The sequence below is a fragment of the Nonomuraea sp. NPDC001831 genome, from assembly GCF_042892035.1.
Classification (GTDB): domain Bacteria; phylum Actinomycetota; class Actinomycetes; order Streptosporangiales; family Streptosporangiaceae; genus Nonomuraea.
Window position 1 is genome coordinate 35,257 of the sequence record NZ_JBIATU010000002.1, and the last position, 14,945, is coordinate 50,201.

Annotated in this window: 11 protein-coding genes; 7 read left to right on the forward strand and 4 right to left on the reverse strand. The window is 75.1% G+C overall.

Annotation, left to right across the window (positions count from 1 at the left end):
• Positions 1–23: 23 nt before the first annotated feature.
• The 6 genes from ACFYYW_RS05725 (at position 24) to ACFYYW_RS05750 (ending at position 8,025) form a co-directional block, all read left to right on the forward strand.
• The gene (locus ACFYYW_RS05725; RefSeq protein ID WP_387645588.1) at positions 24–1,229 is read left to right on the forward strand and encodes a glycosyltransferase; all 1,206 of its coding nucleotides are present in this window, start codon (positions 24–26) and stop codon (positions 1,227–1,229) included.
• Positions 1,226–1,900 (forward strand): DUF998 domain-containing protein, encoded by a 675-nt coding sequence (locus ACFYYW_RS05730; RefSeq protein WP_387645591.1) that lies wholly within the window; start codon positions 1,226–1,228, stop codon positions 1,898–1,900. The genes ACFYYW_RS05725 and ACFYYW_RS05730 overlap by 4 nt, the downstream gene beginning before the upstream one ends.
• Before the next feature lie 78 nt (positions 1,901–1,978).
• Positions 1,979–2,770, forward strand: a complete 792-nt coding sequence (locus tag ACFYYW_RS05735) for a hypothetical protein (protein ID WP_387645594.1) — start codon at positions 1,979–1,981, stop codon at positions 2,768–2,770.
• Complete coding sequence (locus tag ACFYYW_RS05740) at positions 2,767–3,513, forward strand: isocitrate lyase/phosphoenolpyruvate mutase family protein (RefSeq protein WP_352322696.1); 747 nt, start codon at positions 2,767–2,769, stop codon at positions 3,511–3,513. Before ACFYYW_RS05735 ends, ACFYYW_RS05740 begins: the two co-directional genes overlap by 4 nt.
• 7 nt (positions 3,514–3,520) lie before the next feature.
• Positions 3,521–6,487: a BTAD domain-containing putative transcriptional regulator gene (locus ACFYYW_RS05745; RefSeq protein WP_387645598.1), complete on the forward strand. Its 2,967-nt coding sequence runs from the start codon at positions 3,521–3,523 to the stop codon at positions 6,485–6,487.
• Between the two features lie 35 nt (positions 6,488–6,522).
• Positions 6,523–8,025 carry an MFS transporter gene (locus ACFYYW_RS05750; RefSeq protein WP_387645601.1) on the forward strand — a complete coding sequence of 501 codons (1,503 nt, stop codon included), beginning with the start codon at positions 6,523–6,525 and terminating at the stop codon, positions 8,023–8,025.
• On the opposite strand, the gene ACFYYW_RS05755 is transcribed toward ACFYYW_RS05750, so the two are convergent.
• Entirely contained in the window at positions 7,994–9,232 is a 1,239-nt protein-coding gene (locus ACFYYW_RS05755; protein WP_387645603.1) for an MFS transporter, read from the reverse strand. The two genes, ACFYYW_RS05750 and ACFYYW_RS05755, sit on opposite strands and share 32 nt — an antisense overlap.
• Before the next feature lie 228 nt (positions 9,233–9,460).
• Between ACFYYW_RS05755 and ACFYYW_RS05760 the strand changes: the two genes are divergently transcribed.
• Positions 9,461–12,025 carry a PEP/pyruvate-binding domain-containing protein gene (locus ACFYYW_RS05760; RefSeq protein WP_387645605.1) on the forward strand — a complete coding sequence of 855 codons (2,565 nt, stop codon included), beginning with the start codon at positions 9,461–9,463 and terminating at the stop codon, positions 12,023–12,025.
• Positions 12,026–12,071: 46 nt separating this feature from the next.
• On the opposite strand, the gene ACFYYW_RS05765 is transcribed toward ACFYYW_RS05760, so the two are convergent.
• The 3 genes from ACFYYW_RS05765 to ACFYYW_RS05775 all read right to left on the reverse strand — a co-directional run bounded on the left by ACFYYW_RS05765 (position 12,072) and on the right by ACFYYW_RS05775 (position 14,944).
• Positions 12,072–12,890, reverse strand: coding sequence for a serine hydrolase (locus ACFYYW_RS05765; RefSeq protein ID WP_387645608.1), 819 nt, complete (start codon positions 12,888–12,890; stop codon positions 12,072–12,074).
• Positions 12,891–13,066: 176 nt separating this feature from the next.
• The gene (locus ACFYYW_RS05770) at positions 13,067–14,011 is read right to left on the reverse strand and encodes a zinc-binding dehydrogenase (protein WP_352322702.1); all 945 of its coding nucleotides are present in this window, start codon (positions 14,009–14,011) and stop codon (positions 13,067–13,069) included.
• Positions 14,012–14,050: 39 nt separating this feature from the next.
• Positions 14,051–14,944, reverse strand: a complete 894-nt coding sequence (locus tag ACFYYW_RS05775; protein WP_364416918.1) for an alpha/beta hydrolase — start codon at positions 14,942–14,944, stop codon at positions 14,051–14,053.
• Between the last annotated feature and the right edge of the window lies 1 nt (position 14,945).

Sequence of the window (14,945 nt, forward strand, 5' to 3'; positions counted from 1 at the left end):
AAAGCGGAGTCACCGTCATGGCCATGCCCCTGCGCAACGTCACCGACCACGCCCAGCTCGCCCCCGCCCCCGAACGTCCCCGCCGCGTCCTGATCTCGACCGACACCTATCCCCCCGACGTGAACGGCGCCGCCTACTTCACCCACCGCCTGGCCACCGGCCTGGCCGCGCGCGGCAACGAGGTGCACGTGGTGTGCCAGTCGGAGGCCGGCCCGGCCAGCGCCGACGTGGTGGACGGCGTGATCGTCCACCGGCTGCGCTCGGCTCCGCTGCTGGTGCACCCGACCATGCGGGTCACCGTGCCGACCAGGCTCGACCGGCTGGTCGCCGACATCGACCCGGACGTCCTGCACACCCAGGGCCACTTCGTGGTCGGCCGGGCCGCCATCGCCGCCGCCCGGCGCCGCGGCGTGCCGGTCGTGGCCACCAACCACTTCATGCCCGACAACCTCTTCCAGTTCGGGCACGTCCCCGAGGCGCTGCGGACCAGGGCGGGCCGGCTGGCCTGGCGGGACTTCAGCCGCGTCTTCAGGCGCGCCGACCACATCACCACGCCGACCCCGCTGGCCGCCAAGCTCCTGGCCGACCAGGGCTTCTCCCGCGACGTCGAGGCCGTCTCGTGCGGCATCGACCTGGCCAGGTTCCACCCGCACGCCGAGCCCAAGTCGTGGGCGCGCCGGCGGTTCGCGCTGCCCGACCGGCCGACCGCCCTGTTCGTGGGCCGCCTGGACGAGGAGAAGCACCTCGACGAGCTGATCCGCGCGCTGCCCCTCGTCCTCAACGAGACCGACGCGCAGGTGGCGTTCGTGGGCCGCGGCAACCAGCGGATGGAGCTGGAGAAGCTGGCCAAGCGCATCGGGGTGGGCGACCGGGTGTTCTTCGTCGGGTTCGTGCCCGACGAGAGCATGCCGCAGGCGTTCGCCGCCGCCGACGTGTTCGCCATGCCGGGCGTCGCCGAACTGCAGAGCATCGCCACGCTGGAGGCCATGGCGTCCGGCCTGCCCGTCGTGGCCGCCGACGCGATGGCCCTGCCGCACCTGGTGGACGGCAACGGCTACCTCTACCAGCCGGGCGACGTGGTCGCGCTGGCCAGGCACCTGACCGCCGTCCTCACCGACGACGACCTGCGCGCCCGTCTGGGCAACGCCAGCCGGGCGCTGGCGCTCACCCACGACGAGCAGGTGTCGCTGGCCCGCTTCGAGCAGATCTACGACGAGGTGACCCGATGACCTGGCGTGCCGTTCTGGCTCCCGTGGCCGGCGCCGTGACCGCGGTGGCCGCACTCGGCTACGCGCAGGTGAGCCTGCCCGAGCAGCCGCTGATCAGCGACTACGCGCTCGTCCCCGGCGGCATGCTGCCGGTGCTGGCCGGGACGCTGGCGCTGGCCGCCGCCTGCCTGTCGCTGGCGTACGGGCTGGCCGCCCGCGAGCCGGGGCGGACCGCCGCGACCCGCGTGCTGCTGCTGGCGGGGGCGGCCGGGCTGATGCTCAGCGCCATCTTCCCCACCGATCCCGGCCTGTCGGACATCAGCACGCTCGGCGGGGAGATCCACCGCTGGTCGGCGGCCGTGGTCTTCACCGCGCTGCCGGTCGCCGGCTGGACCCTGGCCAGAGGACGGGCGGCGGCCGCGCGCTGGAGCGCGGTCAAGGCCCTGAGCGTGACCTCCGGGCTGACGCTGGTCGCCTACCTGGCGGCCCACCCGGCCGCCGTCACCTCCTCGCTGATCGGCGGCACGGCCTACTACGGGCTGCTCGAACGGGGTCTGGTGCTGGCCGAGATCGTGCTCGTCGTCACCATGGCGCTGGCCTGCGCGCCGGGCCGCGCCGCCGTACGGACGCAGGGCACGCGGGCCACCGGGGCGCCCGCGCAGCCCGAGAGCCCGCAGCGGCTGGCGGCGTGACCGGGCGTGACCGGGCGTGACCGGCGGCGCCGCTACACTTCGTCCGCCGTCGAACGGTCGGCGGCCTAGCGTGGACCCATGCTCATCACCCACCACGCCGAAGCCCGGGCGGTGCTGTCCGACAGCCGGTACGTGCCGCCGCCCGTCCCGCAGGACGGCGAGCCGGGGACGCTCGCCTGGCTGCGGGCCCACGTGTCGCGCTTCAGCACCGGCGAGACCCACGCCGAACGCCGCCGCCTGGTCGTCGAGCGCCTGTCCGCCCTGGACCCGGCCGCGCTGCGGACGGCCGCCAGGGCCGCGACGCGCGACCGCCGCGGCAACGGTGACGGCAACGGTGACGGCAACGGTGGCGGCTGCTGGCGCGGCGTGCCGACGGCTGTGCTGGGGGCCGCGCTCGGCGTGCCGGACACCTCGGCCGTGCCCGCGGCCGCGAGCGGCTACCTGTCGGGCGAGGGGAGCCCGCAGGCCGACGCCGCCGTCGCCGAACTGCTCGCCCTGACCGACCTGCCGGCCGTCACCCTGCTGCTCCAGGGCCACGCCGCCACCGAGGCGCTCATCGAGAACGCGCTCGCCCACGCCGTGCCGGGCGACGACCCCGAGGCGGTGCTGCGCGAGACGCTCAGGCAGGACCCGCCGCTGAAGGCCAGCCGCAGGCTCGACACCCGCACCGGCGAGGAGGTCACGATCGACCTCGTCGCGGCCAACCGCGATCCCGAGGTGTTCGCCGACCCCGACCGCTTCGACGCCTCCCGGGCCCCCGCCCCCCACCTGACGTTCGGGGACGGCCTGCGCCCGTGCCCCGCCCCCGCCCACGCCCTCGCGCTGGCCGCCGGCGTGCTCGACGCGCTCCTCGAAGGGACCCGCCGATGAACTTCCACGACCTGCACAAGCCGGGCGACCCGCTGCTGCTGCCCAACGCGTGGGACTACGGCTCGGCCGCGATCCTGGCCGCGCACGGCTTCCCCGCGATCGGCACCACCAGCCTCGGCGTGTCCGCCGTGCACGGCAAGCCGGACGCCGCCGGCGCGACCAGGGCCGAGACGATCGAGCTCGCCGAGACGGTCAAGGACCTCGGCGTGCTGGTCACGGTGGACATCGAGGGCGGCTTCAGCGACGACCCGCAGGAGGTGTCGGACCTGGTCGCGAGCCTGGCCGCGCTCGGGGTGGCGGGCGTGAACCTGGAGGACGGCCGTCCCGACGGCACGCTGCGCCCGGTCGAGCTGCACCGGCGGATCATCGAGGCCGCCAAGGGCCACGGCGTGTTCGTCAACGCCCGCACCGACACCCACTGGCTGGGCACCGGCGACTGGCGCGAACGGGTGGACGCCTACGAGCACGCCGACGGCATCTTCGTCCCCGGGCTGTCCGATCCGGCGGAGATCGCCGAGGTCGTCGCGCGTACGCGGCTGCCGCTCAACGTGCTCTACCAGCCGGGCGGTCCGACGCTGGACCGGCTGGCCGATGCGGGGGTGGCCCGGGTGAGCACCGGCTCGCTGCTCTACCGGGCCGCGCTCCAGGGCGCTCTGGCCGCCGTGCTGGGCGCGCAGGGCAAGGACGCCCCGCCGCTGCCGACGTACGGAGAAATCGCCGCGCTCCTCCCGCAGACCCGATAATCGGGGCATGCGCTTCGAGATCCTCGGACCCACCAGCGTGCTGGACGAGGACGGCGCGCCGGTGGCGCTCGGCGGGCCGCGGGTGCGCGCCCTGCTCACCCTGCTGGCTCTGAACGCCGGCCGCGTCGTCGGCGCCGGCCAGCTCGTGGACGACCTCTACGGCCCCCACCCGCCGGACGGCGTGGCCAACGCGCTGCAGTCCCAGGTGTCCAGGCTGCGCCGGGCGCTCGGCCGGGACCTGGTCGAGTTCCACCCGGCGGGCTACCGGCTGGTCGCCGACCCGCACGACGTGGACGCGCGCCGCTTCGAGCTCCTGGCCCTGGACGGGCGGCGGGCGCTGGCCGCCGGGGACGCCGGGCGGGCGGCGGCGCTGCTGGGCGAGGCGCTGGAGTTGTGGCGCGGCGCGCCGCTCGCCGACGCGCCGCACGCGGTGTCCGCCGCGGCCGGGCTGGAGGAGCTGCGGCTGGCGGCCGTCGAGGACCGCCTCCAGGCCGACCTGGCGCTCGGGCGGCACCGCGACCTGGTCGCCGAGCTGCGCCGGCTCACCGCCGCCCACCCGCTGCGCGAGCGCCTGCGCGCCCAGCTCATGCGCGCCCTGTACGGCAGCGGCCGGCAGGCCGAGGCGCTGGCCGTCTACGACGAGGCGCGGCGGCTGCTCGACCGGGAGCTGGGCATCGAGCCGGGCGCCGAACTGGCCGCCGCGCACCTCGCCGTCCTGCGCGCCGACCCGTCCCTGGCCCCGCAGATCACCCCGCAGATCACCCTGCCGACCACCGCACCAACCATCCTGCCGACCACCGTGCCGACCATCCTGCCGACCGCCGTGCCGACCGCGGCGCCGAACCCCGCACCGATCCAGCCGCCGGTTCCCCCGTCCCTTCCCGGGCCAGGAGGGCCCGCCGGGGCGCCGCGCGGCGGGTTCAAGCAGGGGTTGCGGGCGCAGCTGACCAGTTTCGTGGGCCGGGCGGAGGAGCTGGCGCAGGTGGGCGCGCGGCTGCGGGACAGCAGGCTCGTCACGCTGATCGGCCCCGGCGGCGCGGGCAAGACCAGGCTGGCGCAGGAGGCGGCCGCCCAGGAGCCGGGCGACGTGTGCTTCGTGCCCCTCGCCCACGTGGCCGGCGCCGCCGGGGTGCCCGGCGCGGTGCTGGTCGCGCTCGACATCCGCGACGCCCTGCTGCCCGCGCCCCAGCGCGCCGCGGTCGGCCCCGTCACCCGGCTGCTCACCGCGCTGGCCGAGCGCGACCTGCTGCTCGTCCTGGACAACTGCGAGCATCTGGTCGCCGCCGTGGCCGAGCTCGCCGACGCGCTGCTGGCCTCCTGCCCCGGGCTGCGGGTGCTGACCACCAGCCGCGAGGCGCTGGGCATCACCGGGGAGTCGATCCTGCCGGTGTCCCCGCTGCGCCTGCCGCCGCCGGAGCCGGACGACCCGCTGGCGTACGCCGCCGTCCGGCTGTTCGCCGACCGGGCCGCCGCCGTGCGTCCGGGGTTCGCCGTGGACGCCGGCAACACCGCGGACGTGGTGCGCATCTGCCGGGCGCTCGACGGGCTGCCGCTGGCCATCGAGCTGGCCGCGGCCCGCCTCCGTACGCTGTCGGTCGCCGACGTGGCGGCCCGCCTGGACGACCGGTTCCGGCTGCTGACCCGCGGCAGCCGTACGGCGCTGCCCCGGCACCAGACGTTGCGCGCGGTCGTCGCGTGGAGCTGGGACCTGCTCGACGACGCCGAGCAGCGCCTGGCCGCCCGCCTGAGCGTGTTCGTCGGCGGCGCCACCCCCGAGGCGGCCGAGCGGGTGTGCGGGCTGCCGGAGGAGGTGCTGTTCTCGCTGGCGGAGAAGTCGCTGGTGGAGCACGTCGGCGGCCGGTACCGCATGCTCGACACGATCCGGGCGTTCTGCGCCGAACGCCTGGCCGAGTCCGGCGGGACCGCCGCGATCAGGGACGCCCACACCGCCTACTACCTCGACCTCGTCCTGACCGCCGACCCGCTGCTGCGGACCGCCGAGCAGCTCACCTGGCTGGCCCGCCTCGACCAGGAGAGCGACGACCTCGAAGCCGCCATGCGCTGGACGACCACGTCCGGGCAGCCGGAGACCGGCCTGCGGCTGCTGGCGCACAGCGCCTGCTACTGGTGGATGCGCGGCCACCGCGGCGTCATCGCCGGGCTGGCCGCCGCGCTGCTGGCCAGGATCGGCGACGCGTGCCCCGCGGGAATGGAGGAGGAGTACGTCATGTGCCTGCTCGTCACCGCCTGGACGGGCGTGGCCGACGACGTCGTGCGCGAGCGGCTGGCCGAGGTGCGCGAACTCCTGCCGATCACCCACCTGCCGGAGCGGGTGGAGTTCCTGATGATGATGCGGTCGATGTTCACCGGGCCGCCGGGCGACCTCGAGGAGATCTACCACGAGTTGCAGGCCCACACCGAGGGGCTGCCGCCCTGGCAGCGGGCGTTGTCGTACAGCGGCGCGGGGTTCGTGCTGCAGATCCTGGGGCGGGTCGAGGAGTCGCTGGCCGCCTTCCGGCGCGCCCTGGCCGCCTTCCGGGCCATCGGCGAGCGCTGGGGGGCGGTGCTGGTGCTGTCGGGGCTCGGCGAGCTGGCCTCCCGCGAGGGGGACTACGCGGCCTCGTACGCGCTGTCGGACGAGGCGCTGACGCTGGCCCGCGAGCTCGACGCGCGGGCGGAGATGGCCGAGGCCCTGTGCCGGCGCGGCGACGCGCTGCTCGGCATGGGCGAGCCGCTGGGCGGGCGGGCCGACTACGAGGAGGCGGCCGAGCTGGCCCGTCGCGTGGGTTCCATGGACATGCTGGCCTGGGCGCACCTCGGGATGGCCGAGGTGGCGCTGATCGGCGGCGAGCGGGACGCCGCGCTGTCCCTGCTGGCCCAGGCCCGCGCGGAGTGCCCCGACGACTGGTACAGCACCGAGGACATCCGCAACCGCATCGACGAGGCCCTCGGCCGGGCGGTCAGCGAACGGTAGGCGGCCCGTCAGCCGCCCTCGCCACCGTGGACGGCATGACGCGCAAATGGGCCTGCCTGGCCATCGCCTGCCTGGCGACGCTGCTGCTCTCGGTCGATCTCACCGTGCTGCACCTGGCGCTCCCCCGGCTGGTCGCCGACCTCGGCGCGAGCTCGACGCAACTGCTCTGGATCGGCGACATGTACGGGTTCGCCCTGGCCGGGCTCCTCGTCACCATGGGCAACCTCGGGGACCGCGTGGGCCGCAAGCGGCTGCTGCTGATCGGCGCGGCCGGCTTCGGCGCCGCCTCGGTGGTGACCGCCTACGCCCCGAACCCGGAGCTGCTGATCGCCGCCAGGACGCTGCTGGGCGTGGCGGGCGCGATGATCATGCCGTCCACGCTCTCGATCGTCAGGAACGTCTTCGCCGACCCGCGCGAGCGGACCGCGGCCATCGGGATCTGGAGCGGGATGAGCGCGGCCGGGTTCGCGCTGGGGCCGGTCGTCGGCGGCGTGCTGCTGGACCACTTCTGGTGGGGGTCGGTGTTCCTGATCAACGTGCCGATCATGGCGCTGGTGCTGGTCTGCGGGTTCCTGGTGCTGCCGGAGTCGCGCGGTCCCGCCGGGCGGGTGGACGGGCCCAGCGTGGTGCTGTCCTTCGCCGGGGTCGTGACGGCCGTCTACGCGGTCAAGGAGGCCGCCCACCAGGGCCTGGCGCACGCCGACGTGCTGGGGGCGGCCGTCGTGGGCGCGGTGTGCCTGGTGCTGTTCGTCCGGCGGCAGAGCCGGCTGGCCACGCCGCTGATCGACGTACGGCTGTTCCGGCGGCGGGCCTTCAGCGCGTCCGTGGGCACGAACCTGCTGGCGATCTTCGCGTTGTCGGCCATGAACCTGCTGTTCGCCTGGTACCTGCAGCTCGTCCTGGGGTGGACCCCGCTCCAGGCCGGGCTGGCCCAGCTTCCCGGCGGTCTCAGCGGCGCGGTGGGCGGGGTGCTCGCGGCCCGGCTCATCGGCCGGCTCGGCAGGAACGGCGTGGTCGCGCTCGGCCTGGCGCTGAACGCCGCCGCGTTCGTCCGGTACGCCATGCTCGGCACCGAGCTGGACTATCTCACCCTGCTGCCGGTGATGATGATCGGCGGGCTCGGGGTCGGGCTCACCTTCACCGTGAACAACGACAACATCCTGGCCACCGCGCCCAAGGAGCGGGCGGGGGCGGCGGCCGCGGTGTCGGAGACGGCGTTCGAGCTGGGCGGGGCGCTGGGCATCGCGGTCCTCGGCACCGTGCTCAACAGCGTCTACCGGGCGAACCTGCTAGTGCCCGCCGGGGTGCCCGGCCAGGCGGCGCGGGAGTCGATCGCCGGGGCCACCGCCACGGCGGCGGAGCTGCCCCCGCAGGCGGCCGGGGAGCTGATGCGCGCGGCGCGCACGGCGTTCGTGTCGGGGATGCAGGTGACGACGCTGGTCACGGCGGTCCTGCTGGCCGTGGTCGCGGTGTTCGCGCTGGCCTGGCTGCGCGGCGTGCCGAAGGTCATCCAGGAAGAGCAGCCGGTCCCTCGGTGAGCGAGCGGGCCTCGCTCACCGGCCGGGCGGGCAGCGGGCGCAGGCTGCGGATCCTGGCCAGCACGAGCAGCGCGGCCACGCCCGTCGCGACCGGCGCGACGACGAACGCCAGGGAGGCGCCGAAGTGGTCCACGAGCTGCCCGGCGACCGACGACCCGGCCGCGATGCCGAGGGCGATGCCGCCGTTCAGCCAGGTGAACGCCTCGGTACGGACCTCCGCCGCGACCAGTCCCTCCACCAGGGTGTAGCCGGTGATCACCACGGGGGCGATCACCAGGCCGGCCAGGGCGGCGGCGACGTACATGTGGGGGACGGCTGCGGCCAGTGTGAACGCGCTGGTCGCGACCGCGAGCAGGGCCAGCCCGGCGACCAGCCGGGCGCGGGCGGAGGACCGCCAGCGGACCGCGCCGTACAGCAGGCCGCCGAGCATGCTGGCGCCGGAGAAGACGCCGTAGACGGGTCCGGCGGCGGCGGGCGCGTGCAGGGCGGTGGTGAGCGAGGTGACGCCGACCTGGAGGCTGCCGAAGACCGACCCCATGGCCAGGAAGGCGGCGGCCAGCAGCGCCACGCCGCGCCGCCGCAGCACGCCCTTGGAGGCGGCGATCCGCACCGGCACCGGCTCGGGCAGGCTTGTCCGGACGGCGGCGAAGACCACCGTGCCCACCAGGATCAGCACGAGCCCGCCGAGCAGCGCGACCACCGGCGAGTACGCCGTGGACAACCCCACCAGCAGCACCGGGGCCAGCGTGAAGGTCAGCTCGTCGGTGATCGACTCGACCGCGAACGCCGTGTTCAGCCGGCCGGTGCCGCCGAGCCGGTGCGCCCAGCGGGCCCGGACCATCGAGCCGACCTGCGGTCCCGACGCGCCGACGAGCGCGGCCACGGCGACCAGCAGCGCGAGGTGGGCGTGCGCGGCGGCCAGGGCCAGCAGGCCGCCCATGGCCAGGGCGTGCAGGGCCACCTGCGGGAGCAGCACGCGGGCCTGGCCGTACCGGTCGGCCAGGCGGCCCGTCTGGGGGCCGATGAGGGCCTGGAAGACGGCGGAGGCGGCGGCGGTGATCCCGGCCGCGCCGTAGGAGCCGGTGGACCACTGGACCAGCAGCAGGATGCCCATCTGGGTCATCGCGAACGGCACGCGGGCCAGCAGCGCGGGCACGAGGAACCGCCAGGCGCCGGGGGTGGCCAGCACGTCGAGGTAGGACTTCAAGGGTCTCCGTCCAGATCATGACGGAGTCCTCCCCCGGGGGAGCGCACCGTCGGAGGTGGGCTTCGACCGGGGTAGATACCGGCGGGTGCCGGCCGCCGAGCGGTCAATCAGTCACTTCAGTCAAACGCGACGAGAGCCGATCCTATTGCAGGAATCGGGCGACTTAATTCATTTGTCGTTGACTTCAACGGTGTTGAGATTTACCGTCGGAAGTCTGGAGGCAGTGACATGGATGCGATCCTGAAATTTCCTGACATCGACGGCTCGATGCTCGCGCTGGTGGGCGGCAAGGCGGCCAACCTCGGCGTCCTCACCAGGGCGGGGCTGCCCGTCCCGCCGGGATTCTGCGTCACGACGGAGGCGTACCGCGCGATCACCGCCGGCCTCGGCGACGTGACGGACGCGGCCGCGGCCCGCAAGCACATCCTCGACGCCACGATCCCCGCCGGCCTCGCGCGGGCCGTGGTCGCGGCCCTTTCCGAGACCCTGCCCGAGACCCTGTCCGGCGGCCCGGTGGCGGTGCGCTCGTCGGCCACCGCCGAGGACCTCCCGTACGCCAGCTTCGCCGGCCAGCAGGACACCTTCCTCAACGTGACCGGACCGGAGGCGGTGCTCGACGCGGTACGCCGCTGCTGGGCCTCGCTCTGGACCGATCGCGCGGTCGCCTACCGCGAGTCCAACGGCATCGACCACCGGGCGGTCAGCCTGGCCGTGGTCGTCCAGCGCATGGTGGACGCCCGGACGGCCGGCGTGCTGTTCACCGCCGACCCCGTCACCGGACGCCGCCGGCGGGCGGTCGTCGACGCCGCCCCCGGCCTGGGCGAGTCCGTGGTGTCGGGCGCGGTCAACCCCGACCACTTCCTCATCGACCCGGACAGCGGGCGCGTCCTGGAGCGGCGGATCGGCGACAAACGCCTGGCCGTGCGCCCCCTGCCGGACGGCGGCGTCGTCCACGAGGCGGCCGACGCCGGCGCCGAGCCGTGCCTGACCGACGACGAGCTGCGCGAGCTGGCCACGCTCGGCGCCCGGGTCGAAGAGCTCTACGGCGTGCCGCAGGACCTCGAATGGGCCTTCGACCAGGCGGGCACGCTCTGGCTGACCCAGGCCAGGCCCATCACCACGCTGTTCCCGCTGCCCGCCGGGCACCGGGGCGAGGGGCTGCGCGCCTACTTCTGCTTCAGCGTCGCCCAGGGCGTCCTGCGGCCGTTCACGCCGATGGGGATGGCGGCGGCGCGGGCCGTGTCCGCCGGGGTGTCCGGCCTGTTCGGCTTCCCCGTGGCCGCGCCGCTGGCCGGCGCCCCGGCCTTCGCCGAGGCGGGCGGGCGGCTGTTCGTCGACCTCACGGGGGTGCTGCGGAGCAGGGTGGGCCGGGCGATCGTGCCGCGCGTGTTCGACGTCATGGAGGCCAGGTCGGCGCGGTTGCTGCGCGGCCTGTTCGACGACCCGCGCCTCGGCGTCACCCGGCGCTCGGTCTGGCCGTTCGTCCGCCGACTGGCCGCGATCATGGTGCGCCATCGTCTGCCGGTCACGTTCGTCCGGGCGCTGGCCGATCCGGCGGGCGCGGAGCGGCGGGTGCGTCGGCAGGCCGACGCCCACCTGTCCAGGCTCGCCCCGCCGCCCGGCGCGAGCCTGACCGAACGCGTGGACCACGTGGCCAGGACGCTGATCCGCGAGGTCGTGCCGATCGCGCCGCGGGTCTTCCCGGTGGCCGCCGCCGCGCTGCCCATGCTGCTGCTGGCCGCGCGGCTGCTGAAGGGCAGGGCCGCCCCGGGCGAGCTGCAGACCGTCCTGCGCGGCGCGCCCAGGAACGTGACCACCGAGATGGACCTGGCGTTGTGGGCGCTGGCCCGGCGGCTGCGCGAGGACCCCGAGGTGGCCGCCCGCTTCCTGGCCGAGCCGCCCGAGCTGCTGGCCCGCGAGCCGCTGCCGGCCCCCGTCCGCGCCTTCCTCGACGAGTACGGCCACCGCGCGGTCGCCGAGATCGATCTCGGCCTCCCCCGCTGGTCGGAGGACCCCACGCAGGTCATCGGCATGCTCGCCAACTACCTGCGCCTGGAGGATCCGGCCCTGGCCCCCGACGTGCTGTTCGCGAAGGGCGCGGCCGAGGCCGAGGCGATGGTCGAGGAGCTGGCCGGGCGGGTGGGCGGCCTGCGCGGCCGGGTGGTGCGCTTCGCGCTGGGCCGGGCCAGGGAGCTGGTCGGGGTGCGGGAGCTGCCGAAGTTCCTCATCGTGCGGATCTTCGCCGCGCTGCGCGCCCAGTTGCTCGACGTGGGCCGCGAGCTGGCCGGCCGGGGGCTGCTCGACGCGCCCGGCGACGTGTTCTTCCTGACCCTGGCGGAGGCCAAGTCCGGCCGGGACCTGCGCGGGCGGGTCGCCGTCCGGCGCGAGCGCCACGAGCGGGAGCTGCGCCGCCGGCACGTGCCGCGGCTGTTGTTGTCGGACGGCACCGAGCCCGAGGCCGTCGCCTCCGGGCAGCCGGCCGAGGGCGCCCTGACCGGCTCGCCCGCCTCGCCCGGCCAGGTGACCGGCGTGGCCAGGGTGGTGCTCGATCCCGTGGGCGCGCGCCTGGAGCCCGGCGAGATCCTGGTCTGCCCGTCCACCGATCCCGGCTGGACGCCGCTGTTCCTGACCGCGGGCGGGCTGGTCATGGAGATGGGCGGGTCGAACTCGCACGGCGCGGTGGTGGCCCGCGAGTACGGCATCCCGGCCGTCGTCGGCGTCGCGCACGCGGTCGAACGCCTCCGTACGGGCCAGACCGTCACGGTGGACGGCACCGCGGGCACGGTCGCCTGAGGAGGCCGGGCCTTCCGGCGAGGTCCGGGAGGGCGGGAGGGCGCCGTCAGGGACGCGGGTTCCTCGGGCAGGACCGGATCATCGTCGGCGACAGCTCGTCGAGGCGGGAGCCGATCATCCGGGCCACCCCCTCGATGGTCTCGATGCCCGCCCCCTCCCCCGGCTGCTCGTCGGTCTGCACCGCCAGCAGCAGGTCGCGCCCCGGCCCGACGACGCGGCCGTAGCTGGTCACCGCCCAGGTGTTGTGGATGAACGGGCGTGGCGTCCAGCCGTTCTTCAACGCCACCCGGTCCACCGGACGGGCGGCCGCGCTGATCCCCCACGACTGGTCCTTGACCACGCGTCCCATCAGGCCGAGCACGAGGTCGCGGTCGCGGCCGGACAGGCCCTCGGCGCCCTCCACCAGCGCCCGGAGCAGGCGGATGCGGTCGGCGGGGCTGGTGTTGGTGCCGCCCCAGAAGACGCCGGGCCCGGGGACGGTCTCGGTCAGGCCCATACGCCGGTAGAACTCGCCCATCGCGCCGCCGACCCGGCCCCACAACGCGTCGGCCGCGCCGTTGTCGCTCTCGGTGATCATGCGCTCGGCCAGGTCGCGTTCCTCCTCGCCCAGGCCGCCGCGGCCGAGCACGAGCGCCGTCAGGATGTCCACCTTGACGCCGCTGGCGGTGATCATGTCGTGCTGATGCTCGCCGCGGCCCAGGGTGATGCCGCTGTCGAGCTCCAGCATGCTGTAGGCGACCCGTCCCGGGCGTCTGGACAGGTACTGCTCGATGTCGTGGGCAAGCCGGTCGCGGGCCGCCCTCCCCGCCCTCTTGTCCTGAAATTTCAGGACGCAACGGCCGACCGCGACCGGCGCCTTCCGCACACCGGGCACCTCCGGCAGCCGTCCGGTCGCGCACCCGGCCGCGCCTCCGGCAGCGAGCCCCCAGACCACCACGACAGCCGGCCATCTCCACCACACGCGCAAACCCCCGTGATCGTCACGTCTCGGGGGTTTTGATCACTTTCTGCCCAGTGGCGGCATTGGTCACACCCCGCCCGTCAGGGCAGGAGCACCACCTTGCCGACAGTTCGCCGTCCGGCCAGGTCGGCCACGGCCCGGCCCGCCTCCGCCAGCGGGTACTCGCCGCCCACCAGCGGCCGCAGCCGCCCGGCCGCGGTCAGCGCGAGCAGCTCGCCCAGCGGGGGCCCGACCATCTCCCGCCGCCCCCGCAGCGGACGCAGCCAGAACCCGAGGACGGCGAGGTTGCCCGCGGTGAGCCGGCCGACCTCGACCGGCCGGGCCTGCTCCCCCGACGACGACCCGTAGCTGACCAGCCGCCCGAAGGGGGCCAGCACGGTCAGCGCCGCATCGAAGACCGCGCCGCCCACGGCGTCGAGCACGACGTCCACCGGCCGGTCGCCGTTGGCCTCGATGACGCGCTCGGCGTACCCGTCGGCCGCGCCGTCCACGGCGGCGTCCGCGCCGAGGTCGAGGGCGAGCGAGCGTTTGTCCTCGGTGGAGGCGGTGGCGATCACGCGTCCGGCGCCGAACACCTTGGCGAGCTGCACGGCCAGGCTGCCGACGCCGCCCGCGCCGGAGTGGACGACCACGCTCTCGCCCTCCCTGAGCCGCGCCGACGAGCGCAGCAGGTGCCAGGCGGTGAGCCCCTGGACGAGCAGCGCCAGCGCCTCCCCCGCCCGCAGCGAGCCGGGCACCACCACGACGTCGCCCTCGTCCAGGACGGCCCTGGAGGCGTAGCCGTTGGCGGTGAAGCCCATCACCCGCCGCCCCCGGGGATCGAGCCCGACGACCTCGCTGCCGGGGATGTGCGGCAGGCGGTCGGGGGCGGAGTAGTGGCCGGAGATCTGCCGCACGTCGGCGAAGTTCAGCCCGGCGGCCTCGACGTCGACCAGCACCTGGCCCGGCCCCACGACCGGGTCGGGCACCTCGGCCTCTTCGAGCACCTCCGGGCCGCCGAAGCGGGTGAACTGGATGGCACGCATGAATCCCCCCATTCCGCGCGATACCCCCCAGCGTAGACGTCAGTCTCCGGAGCCGCCCGGCCGGAGGTGCTCGGCGAGGAAGTCCGCGGTGGCGTCCACGGCCTGCGACACGTACGGCTCGCGGTCGTAGAGGTCGATGTGCTGCTTGGCGTCCACCCAGACGAGCCTCTTGGGCTGGTCGAGCCGCTTGAACGCCTCCTCGGCCCCCTCCGGCGGGCAGAACCTGTCGATCACGCCGTGCACGATCAGGGCGGGCTTCGGCGACAGGAAGTCGGCGCCCATCATGTTGTCCATGGTGATCAGCTCGCGCAGCCCGGCCCGGGTCACCGCGTTCCGCCAGGAGGCGGAGGCGCCGCGCTCGGTGCCGTAGTAGGCGAACGGCTCGTCGCCCGGCATCGCGGCCTCGCCCTCCTCGGCCACGGCGGGCAGGTACTCGACCGGGCCGCCCCGGTCCTGCCGTTCCAGCACGCCGGCGAACCCGGCCAGCGCCGCCTGGTAGTCCATGCCGGACCGCATCGTGTACGGGTTGTTGTAGGCCCCGGCGATGCCCGCGAACGCCCGTACGCGCGGGTCGAAGGCGGCGAACCTCAGCGCGTACCCGGCGCCCAGGCAGATGCCGACCGCGCCGATCAGGTCGCCGTCCACCTCGGGGCGCGAGCGCAGCAGCGACACCGCCGCCCGCAGGTCGGCCAGCTTGCCCTGGGGATCCTCGTGCCCGCGCGGCTCGCCGCCGGACTCGCCCCAGTTGCGGTGGTCGAAGGACAGCGTCACGTAGCCGCGCCGGGCCAGCCGTTCGGCGTAGAGGCCGGTGACCTGGTCGCGCACCCCGGTGAACGGCCCGGTGAGCACCAGCCCCGGCCAGGGGCCCGTGCCCTCGGGCGTGCGCAGGTCACCGGTCAGGCGCACGCCGTCGGCGGCGAACTCGACTTTCATG